The organism is Thalassospira sp. (assembly GCF_040218635.1).
Taxonomy (GTDB): domain Bacteria; phylum Pseudomonadota; class Alphaproteobacteria; order Rhodospirillales; family Thalassospiraceae; genus Thalassospira.
Genome location: NZ_JAVJRB010000005.1, coordinates 2,501 through 22,869, shown reverse-complemented (window position 1 = coordinate 22,869; position 20,369 = coordinate 2,501). Strand labels below are relative to the sequence as shown.

General features: G+C 51.9%; 20 protein-coding genes and 1 riboswitch (1 of these 21 cut by a window edge). Of the genes, 11 read left to right on the top strand and 9 right to left on the bottom strand.

Annotated features, from left to right (window positions below):
* Positions 1 to 128 precede the first annotated feature (128 nt).
* Together RIC05_RS03570 and RIC05_RS03565 are read left to right on the top strand one after the other, a co-directional pair.
* Positions 129 to 311 carry a DUF3012 domain-containing protein gene (locus RIC05_RS03570; protein ID WP_350045317.1) on the top strand — a complete coding sequence of 61 codons (183 nt, stop codon included), beginning with the start codon at positions 129 to 131 and terminating at the stop codon, positions 309 to 311.
* A 325-nt stretch (positions 312 to 636) separates the two neighbouring features.
* On the top strand, positions 637 to 1,644 hold the full coding sequence (locus tag RIC05_RS03565) for an aspartate-semialdehyde dehydrogenase (RefSeq protein ID WP_350043383.1): 1,008 nt from the start codon (positions 637 to 639) through the stop codon (positions 1,642 to 1,644).
* 94 nt (positions 1,645 to 1,738) lie between these two features.
* Here the strand turns inward: RIC05_RS03565 and RIC05_RS03560 are convergent, their stop codons facing one another.
* The gene (locus RIC05_RS03560) at positions 1,739 to 3,175 is read right to left on the bottom strand and encodes a sensor domain-containing diguanylate cyclase (protein WP_350045318.1); all 1,437 of its coding nucleotides are present in this window, start codon (positions 3,173 to 3,175) and stop codon (positions 1,739 to 1,741) included.
* Positions 3,176 to 3,574: 399 nt separating this feature from the next.
* On the opposite strand from RIC05_RS03560, the gene RIC05_RS03555 reads away from it, so the two are divergent.
* The 4 genes from RIC05_RS03555 to RIC05_RS03540 all read left to right on the top strand — a co-directional run bounded on the left by RIC05_RS03555 (position 3,575) and on the right by RIC05_RS03540 (position 6,700).
* Complete coding sequence (locus RIC05_RS03555; protein ID WP_350045319.1) at positions 3,575 to 5,023, top strand: TrkH family potassium uptake protein; 1,449 nt, start codon at positions 3,575 to 3,577, stop codon at positions 5,021 to 5,023.
* A 151-nt stretch (positions 5,024 to 5,174) separates the two neighbouring features.
* Positions 5,175 to 5,777, top strand: coding sequence for a TetR/AcrR family transcriptional regulator (locus RIC05_RS03550; RefSeq protein WP_350045320.1), 603 nt, complete (start codon positions 5,175 to 5,177; stop codon positions 5,775 to 5,777).
* A 23-nt stretch (positions 5,778 to 5,800) separates the two neighbouring features.
* Positions 5,801 to 6,088, top strand: coding sequence for a YciI family protein (locus RIC05_RS03545; RefSeq protein ID WP_350045321.1), 288 nt, complete (start codon positions 5,801 to 5,803; stop codon positions 6,086 to 6,088).
* Between the two features lie 3 nt (positions 6,089 to 6,091).
* The gene (locus RIC05_RS03540; protein ID WP_350045322.1) at positions 6,092 to 6,700 is read left to right on the top strand and encodes a DNA-3-methyladenine glycosylase I; all 609 of its coding nucleotides are present in this window, start codon (positions 6,092 to 6,094) and stop codon (positions 6,698 to 6,700) included.
* 376 nt (positions 6,701 to 7,076) lie between these two features.
* Here RIC05_RS03540 and RIC05_RS03535 read toward each other — a convergent pair whose 3' ends face one another.
* The 3 genes from RIC05_RS03535 to RIC05_RS03525 all read right to left on the bottom strand — a co-directional run bounded on the left by RIC05_RS03535 (position 7,077) and on the right by RIC05_RS03525 (position 10,852).
* Positions 7,077 to 8,477 (bottom strand): ATP-binding protein, encoded by a 1,401-nt coding sequence (locus RIC05_RS03535; protein ID WP_350045323.1) that lies wholly within the window; start codon positions 8,475 to 8,477, stop codon positions 7,077 to 7,079.
* A gap of 160 nt (positions 8,478 to 8,637) precedes the next feature.
* A complete protein-coding gene (locus tag RIC05_RS03530) occupies positions 8,638 to 10,065 on the bottom strand; it encodes a dihydrolipoyl dehydrogenase family protein (protein ID WP_350045324.1) in 1,428 nt (475 codons plus the stop codon).
* Positions 10,058 to 10,852, bottom strand: a complete 795-nt coding sequence (locus RIC05_RS03525) for a TVP38/TMEM64 family protein (RefSeq protein ID WP_350045325.1) — start codon at positions 10,850 to 10,852, stop codon at positions 10,058 to 10,060. Before RIC05_RS03525 ends, RIC05_RS03530 begins: the two co-directional genes overlap by 8 nt.
* A gap of 226 nt (positions 10,853 to 11,078) precedes the next feature.
* Positions 11,079 to 11,153: riboswitch (SAM riboswitch) on the top strand.
* Positions 11,154 to 11,232: 79 nt separating this feature from the next.
* Between RIC05_RS03525 and metZ the strand changes: the two genes are divergently transcribed.
* From metZ to folE, 3 genes are all read left to right on the top strand, one after another.
* The gene (metZ, locus tag RIC05_RS03520; RefSeq protein WP_350045326.1) at positions 11,233 to 12,435 is read left to right on the top strand and encodes an O-succinylhomoserine sulfhydrylase; all 1,203 of its coding nucleotides are present in this window, start codon (positions 11,233 to 11,235) and stop codon (positions 12,433 to 12,435) included.
* A 225-nt stretch (positions 12,436 to 12,660) separates the two neighbouring features.
* Positions 12,661 to 13,053, top strand: a complete 393-nt coding sequence (gene apaG / locus RIC05_RS03515) for a Co2+/Mg2+ efflux facilitator ApaG/CorD (RefSeq protein ID WP_350043373.1) — start codon at positions 12,661 to 12,663, stop codon at positions 13,051 to 13,053.
* 70 nt (positions 13,054 to 13,123) lie between these two features.
* Positions 13,124 to 13,714, top strand: a complete 591-nt coding sequence (gene folE / locus RIC05_RS03510) for a GTP cyclohydrolase I FolE (protein ID WP_350043372.1) — start codon at positions 13,124 to 13,126, stop codon at positions 13,712 to 13,714.
* 89 nt (positions 13,715 to 13,803) lie between these two features.
* Here folE and RIC05_RS03505 read toward each other — a convergent pair whose 3' ends face one another.
* From RIC05_RS03505 to RIC05_RS03495, 3 genes are read right to left on the bottom strand one after another with little or no spacing between them, the layout of a single operon-like run.
* Entirely contained in the window at positions 13,804 to 14,253 is a 450-nt protein-coding gene (locus RIC05_RS03505; RefSeq protein WP_350045327.1) for a c-type cytochrome, read from the bottom strand.
* Positions 14,254 to 14,309: 56 nt separating this feature from the next.
* On the bottom strand, positions 14,310 to 15,176 hold the full coding sequence (locus RIC05_RS03500) for a fructosamine kinase family protein (RefSeq protein WP_350045328.1): 867 nt from the start codon (positions 15,174 to 15,176) through the stop codon (positions 14,310 to 14,312).
* A gap of 22 nt (positions 15,177 to 15,198) precedes the next feature.
* Positions 15,199 to 15,675, bottom strand: coding sequence for a low molecular weight protein-tyrosine-phosphatase (locus RIC05_RS03495; RefSeq protein WP_350045329.1), 477 nt, complete (start codon positions 15,673 to 15,675; stop codon positions 15,199 to 15,201).
* Positions 15,676 to 15,889: 214 nt separating this feature from the next.
* On the opposite strand from RIC05_RS03495, the gene RIC05_RS03490 reads away from it, so the two are divergent.
* Both RIC05_RS03490 and RIC05_RS03485 read left to right on the top strand, forming a co-directional pair.
* The gene (locus tag RIC05_RS03490) at positions 15,890 to 16,849 is read left to right on the top strand and encodes a helix-turn-helix transcriptional regulator (protein ID WP_350043368.1); all 960 of its coding nucleotides are present in this window, start codon (positions 15,890 to 15,892) and stop codon (positions 16,847 to 16,849) included.
* 140 nt (positions 16,850 to 16,989) lie between these two features.
* Positions 16,990 to 18,255 carry a hypothetical protein gene (locus RIC05_RS03485; protein WP_350045330.1) on the top strand — a complete coding sequence of 422 codons (1,266 nt, stop codon included), beginning with the start codon at positions 16,990 to 16,992 and terminating at the stop codon, positions 18,253 to 18,255.
* 81 nt (positions 18,256 to 18,336) lie between these two features.
* Here the strand turns inward: RIC05_RS03485 and RIC05_RS03480 are convergent, their stop codons facing one another.
* A complete protein-coding gene (locus tag RIC05_RS03480; RefSeq protein WP_350045331.1) occupies positions 18,337 to 19,764 on the bottom strand; it encodes an MATE family efflux transporter in 1,428 nt (475 codons plus the stop codon).
* A gap of 96 nt (positions 19,765 to 19,860) precedes the next feature.
* Positions 19,861 to 20,369 carry the 3' portion of a glycerophosphodiester phosphodiesterase family protein gene (locus tag RIC05_RS03475; RefSeq protein WP_350059738.1) on the bottom strand. 241 nt of this gene lie beyond the right edge of the window, so only the last 509 of its 750 coding nucleotides appear in the window; its start codon lies off the right edge, out of view; the stop codon is at positions 19,861 to 19,863.

Genomic DNA, 20,369 nt, shown 5'->3' with positions numbered 1-20,369 from the left:
TGCGATCCTGTTTGATCTGGCTGTGACGAGTACCACAGACCAAGTCTTTGTTATGCGCCAAGATCAGCCAAATTCAAAAATCTTGGTGACCCGGAATAAACAATCAAAATTTGGACGGGGATAGGGCAATGCAGAAAAAGATCATGCGCACAGCAGTTGGCATCGTTTCGGTTCTGATGATGACCACAATTGTTTCGGCCTGTTCACCTGAAGTGGGCAGTGAAGAATGGTGTGCCGATCTGAAAGAAAAGCCGAAAGGCGACTGGACCGCAAACGAGGCGGCTGATTTCACCAAACATTGCATTTTCTGATCATGTGATTGTGCGATCCCAGTCTTACTGCGGGATCGGTTCTTCTTGCTGTTTTGAGAATGCCGTCCTTGTGGCGGTTGAATCCGTCCTTCGACACCTGCTTGGCGGTGGTATTGTCGAAGGGCGGATTTTTGCGTTTTTTGCTTAAAAAACGCCATGGAACAATCCTTTGATGGGGGCGTTCTATTCACAACATTGCCGCGCATAAGTGCGATGCAGCAAGGTGCATTTGCGTTCGCTTGATAAATCCCTATAATGCGCGGCCCGCGAAAGATCGCGGTAGTCGAATATGACCACAATTTTTATACGAGGTTAGACAATTATTATGAGTGCCGAAAATCTCCATGTCGGTGTAATTGGCGCAACCGGTGCGGTTGGCGTCGAGCTGATCAACGTGATGTTTGATCGTAACTTCCCTGTAGGTGAACTCACCCTGTTCGCGTCCGAGCGTTCAGCAGGCAAGACCGTGGAGACTAAATTCGGCACTAAGACCGTCGCGCTGTTTTCTGTTGAAGAAGCCAAGCAGTGCGACATTGTCTTCCTTGCTGTTTCTGGTGACTTTGCCAAGGAATATGGTCCGAAGATCGCCGAAGGCGCTTTGGTCATTGATAACTCCTCGGCATTCCGCCTGAATGACGATGTTCCGCTGATCGTGCCTGAAATCAATGGTCACCTTGCCAAGACCGCAAAGCTGATCGCGAACCCGAATTGCACCACGGCGATTGCCGCAGTTGCACTTTGGCCGCTGCATCAGGCCTTTGGCCTGAAGAAAGTCATTGTGTCGACCTATCAGGCGGCTTCTGGTGCCGGTCAACCGGGCATGAACGAACTGCGTGAAGGTCTTGCTGCGGGTCTTGCAGGCAAGCCGGTTCCGGCTGAGGTTTTCTCATCGCCGCTTGCGTTCAACGTCATTCCGCATATCGATAGCTTCCAGGAAAATGGCTATACCCGCGAAGAAATGAAGGTGACCTGGGAAACCCGGAAAATCTTCGGCGCGCCGGATCTGGCGATTTCGTGCACTGCGGTGCGTATCCCGACAGAACGTACCCATTCGGAATCCATCGTGATTGAAACCGAAAAGGTTGTGACCCCGGATGCCGCACGTGCAGTTCTGGCCAAAGCCAAGGGTGTGAAACTTGTCGATGATCCGGCAAACAACAAATACCCGATGCCGTTGACCGCGACCGAACAGTATGACGTCGAAGTTGGCCGTATCCGTACCAACCTGATCTTTGGTGATCATGGTCTGGAACTGTTTGTGGCGGGTGATCAGCTTCTTAAAGGGGCTGCATTGAACGCGGTCCAGATCGCAGAAGCATCGATTGCCGACTAATTCCTGTTGGAACTAGTAACACCGCATAATAAACGGCCCCGTCAGTTGATCTGACGGGGCCGTTTTATTTTGAGCTTTGCGGAGCTGCGGGCAATTACGCCAGCGAGATATGGTCGCGTCCTGCTGCCTTGGCGGTATAAAGCGCGTTATCAACCCGTGACATCAATGTATCGAGGTCTTCGGCGTCACGATATTCGGTGACGCCGGCGCTGATCGTGATCGGAATTTCATCGCGCCCGAACCTTACCGGTGTTTCACGGATTTGATCGGCAAGCTGCCGGGCCTTTGTCATGGCTTCTTGACGATTGGTTTCAGGGAACATCACAACAAATTCGTCCCCGCCCCAACGGCAGATCAAATCAGATTCTCGAACATTCATCCGAATGGCCATCAGCGCTTCGCGCAGGACAGCATCGCCGCCGGGATGACCGTAAGTATCGTTGATGGTCTTAAAACCATCCAAATCGAAACACATCACCGAAAGCGCCGTTTTTTGGCGCTTGGCCGTTTTGGTTGCCTGATCAAACAGCATGTCAAACACTTGCCGGTTAAAGCTTCCGGTCAGTTTGTCCCGCGATGCCAGTTCTTCAAGGCGGTGTTGGTAATTTCGGACGGTCAGATAGGCGACGAATCCGACAATCACCGTAATCAAAAGCGAGATGCCGATATTGATGAACAACGTATTCTGAATGCGGTTGTTTGATGAAAAGTCGCTTTGTTCCACAATCAGGAGCCAACCGAATTCCGGCACCAACCGACTGTTGACGAAATAGGTATGGCCATCTTCTTCGTATGTAATTGATGCGCCCGGCGATGTCAGGATTTGGGTTGCATGATGGCGCATGCCCGGACGTTCATGCAGGCTGTGTGCGGTGCCAAAGCCACTGCCGCGCAGGGTGACGTGGCCTTGGGTGTCAACGAAGTAAATCGTTCGACCATAGCGGTTCTGATAGGTTTCGATCAGGTTGGTAACCGAACTTACCGACAGCCCGACACCGGTGATGCCAATGACATTGCCGTCATAGTCGCGGACCTGATAATTGACGAAAATTGACATCCGCGAACGATCGACCGTGTCGTGATCGATATTGATCTCGTAACTTTTCTTGTCATCACGCGCGCGGAAATACCAATTGTCGGCAGTGTCATCTTCGCTGATCTGTTTGATCACGCCGGACGGGTGATAGTAATTGCGGGTCTTTTCCGAGATGAAATAGGACGTGATCGTGTCGTAGCGCGATTGGATTTCGCTAAGATATTTAATGATCTGTTGCTGATCATTTTCACCGGCCAAAGCCCAGTCGCGGACAAAAGTGTCATGCGCCATCAAGGATGAAATGAAAATCGGCTGCAGAAGGTCGCGCTGTATTTCCGAATATATATTGTCGCTGGTAAGCGGCAGGGTTGTCTCAGAAATTTGTTCTTCAAGCGAATCACGTGCGACGTAAAAGCTGACAAAGCTGGTGGTTAAAAAACCGACCGCGAGAAGAATACATAAAATGACAGCGAAGTATAACTTCTTCCCCTGCACGGAAAGCTCCCCAAAAACAAAGTCTTAAATCGCTGGCGATCCATCTATCCAGCATTTCCGACTTCTGTAATCTACGGGAAAGGAGCGACAATTGCACAGACCAAAATTGTCATGCAGCCAGTTTGTCCTGTTTAAGTAAATTGTGAGGCAGTAAAAGAAACCGCCAATTATCAACTGGATGGTTTCTGCCCGTATAAAACCTGCCAGATCGAAAATACAGGGCCGATAAAGGTCTGGACATTATTGCGGCTTGTGCCAAGAATTCCGCTGCTTGTCATGAAGGGGCTACATGTCGGCTGTGAATTCGGTTATGCAATGCCCTGAGAAACTAGAACAGCAAATAGCATAAGGCTGCATTGCCCCGGGGATTGTGCGGGACATATGCCAAGAGGCGTTTCATTGATCGATTTCCGTCCCATTCTTTTCATTGTCGGCATTCTGCTGTGCACCTTGTCCGTGGGCATGTTTGTCCCGGCACTGGTTGACCTTTATTATGATCAATTAGACTGGATTGTGTTTTCAGCAGCGTCATGCGTCTCGCTGTTTGTTGGCGGTGCATTGATCATGATGAACCGCATGGACAATCTGAAAATCAATTCGCGGCAGGCCTTTATCCTGACGACGCTCAGCTGGTTGGTTTTGACCGCCGCATCCGCCCTGCCATTCGCCTTTTCCGATCTTGATATGTCCTATACCGACGCGTTCTTTGAAGCGATGTCGGGGATATCGACCACTGGGTCAACTGTGATTGTCGGGCTTGATAGTGCGCCGCAGGGCATATTGTTGTGGCGGGCTTTGTTACAATGGCTTGGCGGTATCGGGATCATTGTGATGGCGATTGCGGTCATGCCGATGTTGCGCGTTGGTGGGATGCAGCTTTTCCGGATGGAAAATTCCGATAAATCGGACAAGGCTTTTCCACGTGCAACCCAGATCGCGATGGGCATTGCCTTACTGTATTTAAGTTTTACCGGCCTTTGGGCGATGATGTTGTGGTGGGCGGGCATGACCCCGTTTGATGCAATTGCCCATGCCATGACGACAATTGCGACCGGCGGGTTTTCGACCAAGGATGCCTCGATCGGGCATTATGACAGTGCAACGATTGACGTCATCATCACGCTGGGCATGGCGACCGGGGCCTTACCGTTCATTTTGTATCTGCAGATGCTGCGCGGGCAGGGACGTGCCCTGTTTCGCGACAGTCAGGTCCGCTGGTTTCTGACCATTGCCATATCAATCATTGTCGGGTTGGCATTCTGGCATTCGGAAACCAACAATGTCGCCTTCCTGCATGCGCTTCGCTATACGTCGTTTAACATCGTCTCGGTGATGACCGGGACGGGCTATGCCACCACCGATTATGGTCTTTGGGGACCATTTGCCGTCACTGTCTTTTTCTTTGTCATGTTCATTGGTGGCTGTGCCGGTTCGACGACCTGCGGGGTGAAGATATTCCGTCTGCAGGTGCTGTATGAAATCGCCAAGATTCAGCTGTCACACATGCTGCGCCCGCATGGTGTCTTCATTGCCTACTATAACCGTAAGCCGCTGTCAGAAGACGTTACCGAATCGGTTTTGAGCTTCTTCTTCCTGTTTGTGTTCTGCTTTATCATTTTGGCCGCCGGGCTTGGCGCGATGGGGCTTGATTTCATCACCGCAGTTTCAAGTGCCGGTACGGCGATTGCCAATGTCGGGCCGGGACTTGGGCCGATTGTTGGGCCATCGGGCAATTTTGCGACCTTACCTGACGGGGCGAAATGGCTGATGTCAATCGGCATGCTGATTGGCCGGCTTGAGGTCTTTACCGTGCTGGTTCTTCTTTTCCCGGCGTTCTGGCGCGACTAAAACGCCCGATCAAAGCTGTCTGATTATTTTAAACACTCGCTGGCAGACCGCTTGGCGGGTGTTTTGATTCCGGGTCGTTGACAAAATAGGACGATTGACCTAATTATTGAGTAGGACAATTATCCTACCTTCGGATCGGCAGAGACAGAAAATGGCAGCTTCAACACGTGAGCGAATTATCGAAACAGCAGATTTGTTGTTTTATCAGCAAGGGTATGAAGCAACATCCTTTGCCGATATCGCGACGTCGGTCGGGATTTCGCGGGGCAATTTCTATCACCATTTCAAAACAAAGGATGACATCCTTGACGGTGTGATTAACCGCCGTCTGGCCAACACCGAACAGATGCTTGATCGTTGGGAGATTGACGGAAATGACCCGGCTGAGCGCATTCGAAGCTTCATCCATATCCTGATCGTCAATGGCGAGAAAATCCGCAAATTCGGCTGCCCGGTCGGAACATTGTCATCGGAACTGGCCAAGCTCAACCATTCAGCACAAAGCGATGCGGCAGGGCTTTTCACATTGTTTCGAAGCTGGCTGTGCCGACAGTTCGAGCGCCTTGGTTTTGGCGAAAAGTCAGACAGCCTTGCCATGCATATTCTTGGCCGAAGCCAAGGTGTCGCAACACTTGCCAATGCCTTTGATGATGACGGGTTCTTGATACGCGAAGTCGATGTGATGTGTGATTGGCTTGATGCGCAGATGGCATCCTTGGGCGATCCATCTGATGAGACAGCCAAAAGCGTCTAAGCACTTAAAACAGGGAGGAAACCATGTTCACCGTCTTATTGAAATTTGCGAAAAACCGCGCAAAAGCACCGGATTTCATGGAGGGGCACAAAGCATGGATCAAACAGGGGTTTGACGATGGTGTGTTCCTGATGGTCGGCAGTTTGCAGCCCAATATGGGCGGTGCAATTTTTGCCCATGGGATGACACGGGATGCGTTGGAAACATTCGTGAATGCGGACCCGTTCGTGGTCGAGGGCATTGTGGATGCAGAAATTCTTGAAATTACGCCTGCCCGTGTTGACCCGCAGCTTGAATTTCTGATGGCCTGATCCATGAGCAAAACAACAATCAGCCAAGATGGCAAATGTCGGTGTTCATGGTGTGATTCAGCACCGGAATTTAACGCCTATCACGACACGGAATGGGGTTTCCCGGTTTCCGATGATCAGCGATTGTTTGAAAAGGTGTGTCTGGAAGGTTTCCAATCAGGGCTAAGCTGGCGAACCATTTTGGCGAAACGTGAGAACTTCCGGGCGGCATTTAAGGGATTTGATTTCTATAAGGTTGCCGCATTTGATGAGGCAGATGTCGAACGCCTTGTGAGTGATGCCGGGATCATCCGCCATCGCGGCAAGATTGAAGCGGCAATTAACAATGCCAAACGGGCCTGCGAAATGGTCGAATGCGAAGGATCACTGGCAGCTTATTTCTGGGGATTTGAACCCGACCTGTCAGAAGTCCAAACACCACAATCCATGTCGACGTCACCAACATCTGTTGCCTTGTCCAAAGACCTTAAGAAACGCGGTTGGAAATTTGTCGGACCGACCACAGTGTTTGCCTTTATGCAGGCGATGGGGCTGATCAATGATCACGCAGATGGCTGTTTCCTGCGCCCGAAGATCGATGACATCCGGAAATCGTTTGTACGGCCACAGTGATTAACTGGAACCGGAAAAAAGACACCCCTTGCCCGAAGGCAAGGGGTTGAGGGTCGGGGGCCGATTACAGTCCCCTCGATGATAATCCGGCAAGGATTATGCCTGTGTTGTCTTCAATCATGCATCAACCGTAAAGCGTGCCGCCGTTGTTTGCATCGGGGCGCTGGTGTTGATATTTCGGATCATGATTAGAAGGTAAATCAGTTTGGCGATGCCGAACCTTGGGTCAGGAGCGGATCGGGGATCGGGATTTGGCCCGGCATCGCCTTGAGTCCAAGGTGCCAAATCTTGGTAAAAAGATAAAATTGAATATTAAATAAAAATCGATAGATAAAAACTATCAATTAGGTGCGCTGCGATAAAATTTGGCCCGAAATCAGGCGAGATATGGCAGTTTTACACAGAAAACAGCACCGTTCGGCCCGGTCGAGACGAGGTGAAGGTCGCCATTATGTGTGCTTATCAACTCCCGCGCGATGGCAAGGCCAAGCCCGGTTCCCCCGGTGCGACCGCTTCCGGCGAAAGGTACAAACAGGTTCTTGATCGCCTTTTCGGGCAATCCGGGACCGTTATCATTGATGAAAACATCAATCAAATTGGGCTGCTTATCCGATTCGCCCGTCTGGTTTTTTGCTGCGACCAGTTTGTAGGTGATGGTCACTTCATCAGCACCAGCTTCTAGCGGATTGCGCATCAGGTTGCTGAACGCACGAAACAGCATGTCATAATCGGCTTCAAGCATGATGTCATCGGGCAGATCAATTTGAATGCGCGCACTGCACGGAAGCGCATCTTTTACCGTTTCTGGCGCATGACCATCCAGAAGGGGTTCGGATTTTTGCAGCAATATCTGATCGCGGACTTCTTCAATCAACTCGATCAGGGTGAACTTTGCCAAATCCCGTGGTGGTGGCGTGTCACGGGCAAAGGACAGGGTTTGTTCGCTGATATAAACCGCACGCTCCATCGACGATAAAAGACGCGGGACGACAGCACGGACTTCGTCATCTTCACTTTTGGCAAGCTGTTCGGTCATCAGCATCGATGTTGCCAAGGCATTGCGCAGATCGTGGCTGATCTTGGTTGCGGCTGTGCCAAGGGCGGCAAGACGACGGCGCTGATTTAGCATTGCCTGAATATCTTGCTGCATGATTGCCAGTTCCTGGCGTGCGACGCCAATTTCGTCATCGCGCAGACCCGGCGTAATCACCGATGCCTTATCCTGCGGGTTCTCGCGGAACCGGATCATGTCACGGGTGAGGGTGCGCATCGGACGGACCATCAGACGGTTCAGTGCGAAGTAAACCAGCCCGGCGGTAAAGAACGAAATCATCAATGACAGACCAAACACCCGCCAGCCGAAATTACGCATCGCATCGGTCAGGGTCTTTTCATGGACCAGCACTTCGATCTCAAAGTCCGGGGCCATCGACGGCATGCCAACCACACGCAACATACGATCTTCGCTTTGCGACAGGGTCGATAAGCCTTCCATCAAGGCCATGATGATGGAAAATTCTGTCAGATCGATATCCTTGTCGACCTTGGCGGGCATGTCGTCGCGTTGCAGCAGCAATTTACGATCTTCACGGCGCAGGATAACTGCCTCAAGCCCGGCGTTTGAAAGAAGTTCTTTTTCAAGATCATCCGGGATCATTTGATCGGGCGTGGCTTCAAGCGCAAGCGCAGCGAGATAGCCGGAATCGAGATGCGCCTTAAGCCAATCAATGCGAAAACGTGCAACAGAGGGCGCAAAGACAAAGATCTCTGCAAGCATGATAAAGCTTACCGTAAGCACCAAAAGGCGAGCGGAAAGCGATTTGGCCCATGGGGGCAATTTCAGATGCGGGCGTTCCATCGGTAATGTTAGTCAGAGACCATCAAAAAAGTACAGCGCTACAGATGCTTGATTGCTTATGGGGCTCGTGTCGTTGGCTTTACGCGAATTTCAACAGGAACCGGACAAGTTTGCGGGTCTTGTCGCTAAACAGGCTGGGTGTATACCACGCCCCTGCGGCACGTTTGGAAATCTCGCCCAAGGTTGGATAGGGCGTGATCATTCCGGCAATTGCGCCGATTTTCATTTTCTTGGAAATGGCCAAGGACCAGACACCGATCAATTCACCCGCCTGACGCCCGACAATCCCGGCCCCCAGAATGCGGCCCTTTTTGGTCGTGATGACCTTGATGAAGCCCGTTGTGTCACCCTCGGCACGGGCACGGTCGTTTTCGGCGTAATCCCATTTCACAACACGGATGTCGTCGCCAATTTCTCGGCGGGCGGTGGCCTCGTTCATGCCGACCTGTGCCAGTTCCGGATTGGTATATGTCACCCATGGAACGGCAGTATGATTAACCTTGGAAGGCAAGCGGAACAGCGCATTGCGAATAACGATACCCGCGTCATACCCCGCCATATGGGTAAATTGCAGACCGCCTGTGACATCACCAATGGCAAAGATTTTATGGTTTGACGTGCGTAAGCGCGGATCGACGGCAATCCCGCTGCGGTCATATTTCACACCGGCTTTATCAAGGCCAAGATTTTCAACATTGGCTTTACGCCCGGTGGCCAGCAAAAGGTGGCTGCCTTCAAGGGTGATTTCGATGCCATTATGCTCGACGACGACCTGAATTTGATCGCCAGTTTTACGGACTTCTTTGGTTTTGGTTTGTTCGTAAAGTGTGATGCCACCAGCCGTGATGTTGTCGCGTACGACTGCGACCATTTCCCGATCATCTTTAGGCAGGATATTCATCATCTCGATCACGGTGACTTTCGCGCCGAGTTGCTGATGTGCCTGCGCCATTTCAAGGCCAATCGGACCACCACCAATAATGATCAGATGATCCGGGCAGGTGCGGTTTTCAAAGATGGTCTCATTGGTAAAATAACCAACATTTTCCAGCCCCGGAATCGGCGGAACTGCCGCACGTGATCCCGTGGCAATGACGAACCGTTTGGCGTGAATGATGGTGTCCCCGGCAATGACTTCTGTTGGGGATGTGAACTGGGCTTCTGCCTGAATGACGGTGCAGCCAAGTTCTTCGAAACGTTCAACCGAATCATGTGGCGCAATGCCTGCAATCACGGAATGCACGTGATCTATTGACTTGGAGAAATCGACTTCGACCGGGTTTGCAAAAACACCAAATCGTGCAGCTGTGCGGGCATTTTCAGCCGCATGCCCGGCTGCCAGCAATGCCTTGGAGGGAACGCAGCCGGTATTAAGGCAATCGCCACCCATTTTGTCCTTTTCGATCAGGACAACATCAGCCCCCATTTGCACAGCCCCGGCCGCAACGGAAAGACCGCCCGATCCCGCGCCAATGACGCAAATATCTGTCTTGATGGTTTTAGGCATCAAACGATCCACCGTTTTTTGCCCTGCGCAGTTTTTTATAGGCAACCGGCAGAAGTGCCAATACGGCAAGCCCGATGATCGGGGTCAGAATACGGGGTTCGAAAATGATGCCAAGATCGGGTGTCTTTCCCTGATCAAACAGGGCACCCAAGCCATCGCCGATAGAGGCAAAAACAAATGTTCCGGGAATGATGCCAAGCATGGTGCCAAAGATAAAAGAACGAAGCTTAACACCCAGCAAAGCCGGAACGAGATTAACCAGCCAGAACGGGAAAATCGGGATCAAACGCAAAACCATCAGATAGCTAAAGGCGTTTTCAGCAAAGCCTTCCTCCATCTTGCGAATGGCAGTGCCTGCCTTGGCATGCATCAGATCATAAAAGGCATAGCGGGCTGCGAGATAAATGATCACAGCACCAAGTGTTGCTGCGATGACGACATAGGCTGTCCCGAACCATGCGCCAAACATAAAGCCGCCCGATATGGTCAGAATCGCGCCAATCGGCAGTGATAAGGCGACGGAAAACATGTAAATCGCGCTAAAGACCAAAACGCTTAATGCTGGATTCTCGGCGACATAGCTTTGCAAGACGTCGCGGTTTTCACGCAACGTGTCAAAAGACAACAGATCAAGAACCCCACTTGCCCAAGCAATGACCAAACCAAGAACCAGCACCACCAACGGTAATATTCTGCGCCAAAGTGGTTTTGCCGCGGTCGGGGATTTTGGACTGATCTCTGGGTCCTGATTGGGCACGTCTGACGCCATTGAACTGGTCTTTGTCATTGATTTTACGCTCTTACATAGGCCTTTAGATGGAACCAAGAGCAGATCCCGATAAACAGGATTGCATTAATTGCCCGAAGATTAGAGCGAAATTTCCAAAGATGCTTATGAACTGCTTTCACCATTGCGTGAGGATGTGAAATCAGACGAAGGGTATATTCAGGGATGACAGGAGCCGAATTCCTGATTGGGAGATGCTTGACGTCACAGAAAACTGGACGTATCGTCTGCCAATCGTGGGATTTGTCGACCGGCTTGCGGCCACGTAAAAAATCGCTAAAGAGGGGAAAGAAGGCTTCGGCCCTGACCCAATTCATGCCGGTCAGGGTTTTTTTGTGCCCGGAACACACCATATGCGGGCATGTAGGAGCAAGACGACGATGACGACCGAAAAAAAGGCTTCCGATAATTGGCGCGCCGCCACCCGTTCCGTACGCGGTGGGACAGTTCGCAGCGGATTTTGTGAGACATCCGAAGCCATCTTTATGAATTCCGGATATGTGTATGACACCGCAGCCGAGGCAGAAGCCTCCTTTGATGGTAGCGGCCCGGAACGTTATGTCTATTCCCGTTTTGCCAATCCGACGGTCGGCATGTTTGAAGAACGCCTTGCTTTGCTTGAAGGTGCCAAATATTGCCGTGCGACAGCATCGGGAATGTCAGCTGTTTGGAATGCGCTGGCGGCTTGTACCAAGGCCGGTGGTCGTGTTGTTGGTTCACGCGCCTTGTTTGGGTCGTGCGAGTTTATTCTGACGACACTTCTGCCGCGTTTTGGCGTTGAAACCGAACTGGTTGACGGAACCGATAAAGCTGCTTGGGAAAAGGCACTTTCAAAACCGGCCAATGCCGTTTTCCTTGAAACCCCATCTAACCCGACACTTGAAGTTCTCGACATCGCGTTTGTTTCCGAGCTGGCGCATAAGGCCGGTGCAAAAGTCGTTGTTGATAACGTCTTTGCGACCCCGATCCTGCAAAAGCCGATGGAACTGGGGGCCGATATCGTTGTCTATTCCGCGACCAAACATATCGATGGTCAGGGGCGTTGTCTTGGCGGGGCGATCCTGTTTAACGACAAGGAATGGCATGACGATCATTTGACCACTTTCTTGCGTCATACCGGGCCAAGCATGAGCCCGTTCAACGCATGGGTTCTGCTCAAAGGTCTTGAAACGCTGAGCCTGCGTTTGGATCAACATATTCGCAACGCAACTACCTTGGCCGAATTCCTGTCGGAACAGCCACAGGTGTCGCGCGTTATATATCCAGGGCTGAAAAGTCACCCGCAGCATGATTTGGCAATGAAACAGATGTCTGGCCGTGGTGGTGGATTGATTGCGATTGAGCTTGCCGGTGGTAAGAAATCAGCCTTCTCGCTGCTTGATAACCTTAAGCTGATCGATATTTCCAATAACCTTGGCGATGCAAAAAGCCTGGCAACCCATCCTTGGACCACGACTCACCAGCGTGTGCCCGGCGAAGACAAAATCACGATGGGCATTACCGAAGGCATGCTGCGTCTTTCTGTCGGTCTGGAAGACATTGATGATCTTAAGGAAGATCTGTTGGCAGCCCTTGCCGTTTAACGGTTTGGAAAACAGTAATCCTGATCTTGATACGGCCCGTACAAAGTGCGGGCCGTTTGATTAGGCGGCATCGGCAAACGGAAGGTCCGTTAATGATGGGACATTGTTTCAAAGCAATTGTCACAGGCCACTGGTACTTCGGCTGCGGACTGTCTACATATGGGCCATCAATCGTAGTCTTGGCTGATGCAAAATGATTGGAACACACTTGGCCTGGAGACGTGCATGTATTCGAGCGTAACCAACGACATCAAGGTTTCGGTGCAACCCGTATTCCTTGAAGACGAATCTGATCCTGATACCCATCGCTATGTTTGGGCCTATCGGATCGAGATCGAGAATCTTGGGTCAAAAACTGTTCAGTTGCTGAACCGTTATTGGCGCATAACCGATTCACGCGGTGAAACTCAGGAAGTTAAAGGTGCCGGTGTTATTGGCGAGCAACCTGTATTGGCAGGCGGCGAGAGTTTCAACTACACCAGTGGTGCACCACTGGCGACACCAAGTGGCTTTATGGTCGGGACCTATGAGATGACGGATATGGATGGAAATCATTTTGATATCGCCATTCCGGCATTTTCTTTGGATAGTCCCCATGGGCAACATACAGTGAATTGAGATAAAAGCGGGTCAGGAGCCCCACCAAGCCGGGACGTAATCCCGCAAAAGACATGATAAAGGATTGAGTATGTGCAGCGAACATAGTGCGGTAAAACGTCCGACACGTGAGGAAGCCGAAGAAGCTGTTCGAACCCTTCTTCGTTGGGCCGGTGATGATCCCGACCGCGAAGGTTTACGCGGAACGCCCGATCGTGTCGCGCGTTCGTATGGCGAATTCTTTGCCGGTTATCAGCAGGACCCGGCAGAAATTCTGCGCCGTACGTTCGAAGAAACCGACGGGTATGATGAAATGGTCGTTCTGCGCGATATTCGCGTTGAATCCTATTGCGAACATCATATGGTGCCGATCATTGGTGTCGCCCATGTTGCCTATTTGCCGCGCAAACGTGTTGTGGGCATTTCCAAACTTGCCCGCGTCGTCGAAGTCTATTCCAAGCGCCTGCAAATTCAGGAAAAAATGACCTCACAGGTTGCCAACACCATTCAGGAAGAACTTGATCCGCTTGGTGTTGCGGTGGTGATTGATGCCAATCATCAATGCATGAGCACCCGTGGCGTGCATCAAACCGGTGTTTCGATGGTGACCAGCCGTATGCTGGGTGCCTTCCGCGATGACCCGATTACACGGCGTGAATTCTTTGCCATGATTGGTCGCTAAGACAATCAGATAGCAGATTGAAATGATCAAGGCCGCAGCATAAAACTGCGGCCTTTTGAATGTTTAGAACCCGGTATCGGGTTGGCAGCCTATTCGCGGAAATTGCTGTGGCAGGATTTGCAGGTTTGCAGCATGTTGCCAAGCGCACCTTTGAAATCACCCTCTGATCCGCCATTTGCCGCAACCGTTTTCAAGGCACTGGCACGTGATTGAAGGTCCGATGCAATATCATTGAATTTTGCCCAATCATCCCAGATTGCCGGCAGGGCTTCGGACGGGTGCCCGTCGCTGTCCTCTGGGAAAAGCTTGGTAAAGTTTTCGCCCGCGTGGCTTTCAATGATGCCTGCTGATTCTGCGACCTTTGCCGGGTCATAGGGCAAAGTCCCCTTAAGCATCGGCACCATGATCTTGACCTGTTGGCCAATGGATTTCATGCCGTCCATGCGTTCCTTAACCACACCGGTTGCACCTTCATGGGCGATGGCGGAAATGCTCACAGACATGGCAAGTGCGACAGCTACTCCAACGATAAATTTCAAATCTCTTGTCCCCTGATTTTTTAAAAGCGGCTTTGTGTTGGCCTGTGTGGGTGGTCTTAATGACCAAACCGCGAAAGGATTTGATCAACAGAACCAATATAGGACCCGCCAAACAGGCGAACATGGACCAATAACGGGTATAGATTATACAAATATCGGCGTTCTTCAAAGAATCCCGGTGCAATCGGTATAATTTCACAATATCGACTGAAAAAATCCGGAGTCAGATCGCCAAATAGCGTTCCAAAGGCCAGTTCGATCTCGTGATCTCCGTAATAAAGTGCCGGATCGATGAGTGCAGCGAGTTTGCCATCCTGACACAGGATGTTTCCACCCCATAAATCCCCGTGCAACAAGGATGCGTTTGGCGTATCGCCAATCAAATCACCAAGGCGGTCGATCAGATGATCTATCCGTCTGGTCATCGATGGCGAAAGTTTTCCTTCAAAAAGGCTCGCATGGGCCATATGGCGCAATCTCTGCTCGCCAAAGAACGTCACCCAACTGGGTGTTTGATTGTTTGGTTGGTGTAACCCGCCGATCAACGTATCGAAATTCAGTCCATAGGCATCAGCCGTGACGTTGTGCTGCGCTGCAAGTTGTTCCGCCAGATCAAGTTGAACGGCATTGCCCATGCGATTGTCATTGGCAATGAAATCCATAATCAGGCAATCGGGATCGGCATACAGAACGTCGGGGCAGGTGATGGGGGAATGTTGGGCAAAATGGCGCAACATATTGGCTTCGATCTCAAGACCGCCCGTCGTATCGCCGTCCGTGCTGTGCTTAACGACAAGCGCCCGACCGTTATCAAGAACAATCTGGAAAACACTGGCGACAGAACCACCCCCAAGCGGGGATTTGGCCGAGATATCCGAACCGGTCAGTTCTTTGACCAAATTGTTCAGGGATATGGTGTTCATGCCGCTTATCCCGGATCGTAGGCTAGATGCCGTGCTTCTGGCGAATGTGATCAAGTAGTTTGTTGGACGTCTGCTCAATCATATCAAACACGTGAGAAAAGCCGTTTTCACCGCCGTAATAGGGATCGGGCACGCTTTGCCCGACCATGTCGGGATGATAATCCAAAAACAGTTCGATCTTGTTTTGATTTGCGGCCGGGGCCTGACGGCGCATATCGCGCAAATGCCCGTCATCCATGGCAAGGATGTAATCAAACTGGACATAGTCGCCGGGTTTGATTTTTCGGGATCGAATATCGTCTAAATCATATCCGCGTCTTTGGGCCATTTCGCGGGATCGTGGATCTGCAAGCTCGCCAACGTGATAGGCCGATAAACCGCAACTATCGACACTGATCTGATCAGAAAGACCGGCAGCATCAACAATTTTACGAAACACGCCATCAGCGGTGGGGGACCGACAAATATTGCCGGTACAGACAAAAAGAACCTTGATCACTTTGATTATCCGCGTTGGATTTTGAACCGGATGTCAGACTGCCATGGTGATGCATTTCGGGCAATGGCCGGTATCTTCGCCCATCATCTTGATGACTGTCTTACCGCTTGATATCGGTTCATTGTAACAGCTTCGTGACATTTTGAATCGTCCACTGACAGTCTGGTTAATAATTTGTATGATCGCGCCACGATTTGATTTTTGGCGGGTATTGATGCAGGAATTTGTCTCTTTTGGATTGCATGTTGCCCTGATCCGGCAACTGGCTTGGCTGCCGCGGGGCTATGACCTTGTGCCGGCAGGGACAGTTGTGACCTCTGCCAAGTTACGCAGCATCATGCTTGCTCTTGAAAAGGTCAACGGCCCGGCCGTTCTGGTGCGCCTTGGACGACATCTTGCTGCCAAGGAACAGGAACCGATCCTGACCATGTTGCGCCATTCGGCTACGCCGGAAATGATCGCAGATCGTTGGCGCCGGTTAGAAGGCTATTCCCATGCCCGTGCACGCAGTGATTTTACGGTGACCGGAAAATCCATGACCATCCATCGTGGCGTCGTGCGTGGACAGCCGCCCGCCCGTGTGGAAAATCTGTTGTTGCAGGGGTTCCTGATTGGCTTGCTCGAAGCAGTCGGTGCAGAAAATATTGATGGCACGATTTTGCCAAGCCACGGTCCATCGGTTCGGGTCGTGCGCAATGATCGCATTAATAACAAACTGGACTTTGCCGGGCGTGGGTTGCGTTTTCGGATAAACTGGACCAGCTTTGAACCGGTTTCATCGTCCTATCCGTTCTTGGCCAATATGCCCGGAACGGCCCCGCCGATCGGGGCACAACGCCCGATTGTTCAGCAGCTTTGCACGATCCTTGAACAGGATGTCGGGCGCAGCTGGACCATTGACGAAGTCGCCAATGCGCTCGAGACATCAGGCCGGACATTGCAGCGCCGTCTGCAACAGGCCAATACCCGTTTTTCCGATTTGCTGCGCCTTGTCCGCGTACGTGAAGCATGCCGTTTGTTATACGGTACCGGATTGTCGGTTGGAGAAATCGGCTTTTGGTGTGGCTTTACCGATAATGCCCATTTCTCCCGCGATTTCAGACGGTTGATTTCCATGCCGCCATCGGTTTACCGCGAAGCCAGCATTGGTCATGCCGGATTGACCCGGGTCTAAACCGGGCCTTGCTGTGCCGGAACTGGCATCCATCATGGATTTGCATGCACCCGGTGTGATTGACCTGATCGGAAACCTTGTTTATCAGCAGGTCGCAGATCCTGCACCCTACGTGCGCCATTTGCTTAGACGAGGCTGCCATGACTAACAATTCCAATGCTTCCGGCCAGTATTCGGGGTTCCTGCCGCCACGTTTCAAGGATCGGCCTGATGCCGATGACGTGATGGTCAAAACCTGGCTGGTTGGGGATGCCTTGGCCGACCATACGGTTTCGGAAATGCCAGCTCCGTTGTCTTTGTTCTTTGATCTGGTTGCGCCATCGGCACAACGTGCCGGCGCATCGGGATTTGCCATGTTATGGCTTGATCATCACCCGCATGAACAGCCGGGCTGGCGCCTTTCGGTCGGGCATCTGGGGTCGGTTGATGATCTTGAAGGTGCGGTGGCAAAGCCGCTTGCCCGTCTGGTTGATGCGATGGCTTTGGCCGAGTTTGAAACAGAAAACTGGCACATGACCCGACCGCTTTGGCGCAAACGGGCAGAACCGGTAAAGCTTGTTTTCTGGGGGGCGTTTGCAAAACATGCCCGTGCGATCTTTGATCATGGCGATGGTGCATCGTTCTATCAACCGCTGGGGGCGGGGCTTCGCGCCGATCACGTTGCCGCATCGCTACCTTTGCTCGAAGACATGCTGGGGGATCCGTTCCTGATGGGGGGGATGGGTTTTGAAGATGCCATGCGTCTTGGCATGGCACTGGGCCGTGCGCATTTGATCGAAAGCTGGATCGAAGCAGGCGGTTCTGAAAAAGAACCTTATTTCCGGCCAATGCGCATTTGGCATCAGGCGTGGCTTTCCAATGCGCTGATCGATCCGGCGGTGGCAAGCCTTGCGATGTCGGGCAAACCGGCAATGCCGGCCCTTGATTTCGCACCCGACAGCACCCCTGATACCCGGCGCAAATCGCTTGATGACCTTTCTACTTGGCTGACAACGGTGTTCTTTACCGATGAACAGCCCGCCTTGCGCAATGCCTTTGTTGCCGGTGTGCAAAATGCCGTCTGGCTTGATAGCGACCTTCAGCAATATTTACAGCCGCAACAACGCGGCGAAATTCTTCAGGGCCTGATGCCGTATTGTCGCTGGTTCCTTGCCATGGCGCTTTATAATCATTTGGGCAATCTGGCATCTGGTACGGCCCGCGATGATCAGATTGAATTTTACGCAACATTGGTTGATGCGCTGCCGGAACTTGCCCCGCTTGGGGATTTGGCAACCCAGCGTGATATCGAACAGCACATTATTCGTATTGATGCCGCCCGTGCGGCATCTGCTTTTGACACATTGGTTCTGCCGTTCTGTGATTTGCTGATGCCGCGTCGTCAGTTTGATGCCACGCGCTCCTGATCCAGCGGGTCAAGGTCGAAAACATAAAAGGTCCGCCAGATTAATCCGGCGGACCTTTTTGATTTCAAGCGGAGGCTTGGTTCAGGTGCGTCTGACATATGCCGGGATTTCCCGGCCCGAGACAACTTTAAACCGGATCGCAAGGCCACACACGGCGACAAGGCTTGCAATCACGATGCCCCAGAACAATCCGGGCACGCCCATTTCCATAACGAAGGTCAGGTAATAGCCCGCCGGGATCATCACAAAGATATAAGACACCAGATGCAAGATTGTCGGCGCCCATTTATCCCCGGCACCGCGAAGCGCACTGATCGCGGCATTTTGCCCGCCATCGGTCGGGAAAATGATCGGCATCAGAACAAGGACTGAAACCGTTGTGGCAATCACGCTCAGATCTTGGGTGAACAGATGCGATACCGCACTTGGAAACAGATAAATCGGAATGCTTAAACACAGCATCACCGCCATGGTTGTCAAAAGCCCGATCCACCCGGCCAAAGCCATATCGGGTCGATCGCGACGACCATAGGCAATACCGACCCGAACCGATGTTGCCGATGCCAAACCAAGAGCAACCATAAACATCAAGGCGAGCATCGTCATGGCAATGCCATAGCTTGCAGCGGCAACAACACCCAGCCGACCGGCAAAAAGCTGCATGGCGGCAAAGGCACTTGTTTCCATGCCTTGGCTGGCACCTGCGGCATAGCCTAGATGGCGTGCCTCACGCGATCCACGCCACCAACCGGAAAACCCGGTGCGAATGCCATAAAGATGATGGCTTTTCATCAACAGGACATAGCCCAAAAGGCTCAGCGCCATGAACCAGCGAATGACACTTGATGTCCATGCTGCGCCCTCGGCACCCAGTTCGGGCAATCCAAACGCCCCATAGACAAGACCGTAATCAAGAACAAGATTGATCAGGTTGGCACCGATCATCATCACCATGCCGGGCAAGGGGCGCTGCAATCCTTCAAGGAAAAACGCACAGGTAATATAGATCATGGCGGCAGGCATCCCGATCGACAGGATCACCGCAAGTTCCCCGGCATTTTTGGTAATCTCGGCTGGTTGGCCGGTCGCTGCAAACAACCAGTCTGACTGCCAAGTCAGGATGGTAAATAAGATGCCGATCAAAAGGCAATACGGCATGGCATTGCGCCACACGGCCCCGGCCGCCATAAGGTCACCACGCCCTTTGGCGTGCGACGTTATGATCATGACCCCGGTAAGCAAACCGATGCCCGTCACCATAAGGGACGTAAACGGCGCATGCGCGACATTTAAATATGCCAGTCCCGCACTGTCATAGTTGCCAACAACGATCGTATCGACAACCGACATGATTAACATGCCAAGTCTTGCGATGGTGACCGGCAGGGCAAGGCGAAACAGTTCGCTTAAGTGACGCTTGAACCGGTTATTGGGATAAAGCGGTGTTGGCGAAACGGGTGGATCGGGCAGTGGCGGGGCCACGGTCCCATCCTGTGGGGCGATTGTCATTGGAACGTTCCCTGTATTTTTCTTTATCGGCAACATGTTCGAACGATGATGGTGGCACTGCCGAACTGTTGCGTTTTGTGTCCCCGGTATGGGGCCTTATCTGTTGGCGGCGAACGGACGGCGTGGAATAGACGTCAGTAATTTGGCCGGATCATCGGTAATTACGGATGTCACCCCCCACGAAAATAGCTCTTTCGCCCGGTCAACATCATTGATGGTATAACAAACCAACGGCACCCCGGCATCGACAATCTCAGCCGCACTCACCGGGGTCAATGCCGTATGGTCGATATGGATGGCCGATGCGCCAAGTCGGTCATATTCCGATTTCCAGTCTTTCGGCAGCGTTTCAAGCAACCAGCCACACGGGATCTCTGGTGCGTGGGTGCGCATTTCAGAAACCGCGACATCATCAAAACTCGAAATGAGGATCGGCAGCTTCTTGGCAGCTTTAAGCTCGGTGATGACTTCGTGACACAATCGAACGGGATCGCACCCAGATGGCTTGATCTCAAGATTTGCGCCCATATCCATGAAATACAGCGTTTCCAGCGTATCGGTCAGGGTCGGAATTCGCTCACCTTTATATATGTCTGAAAACCACC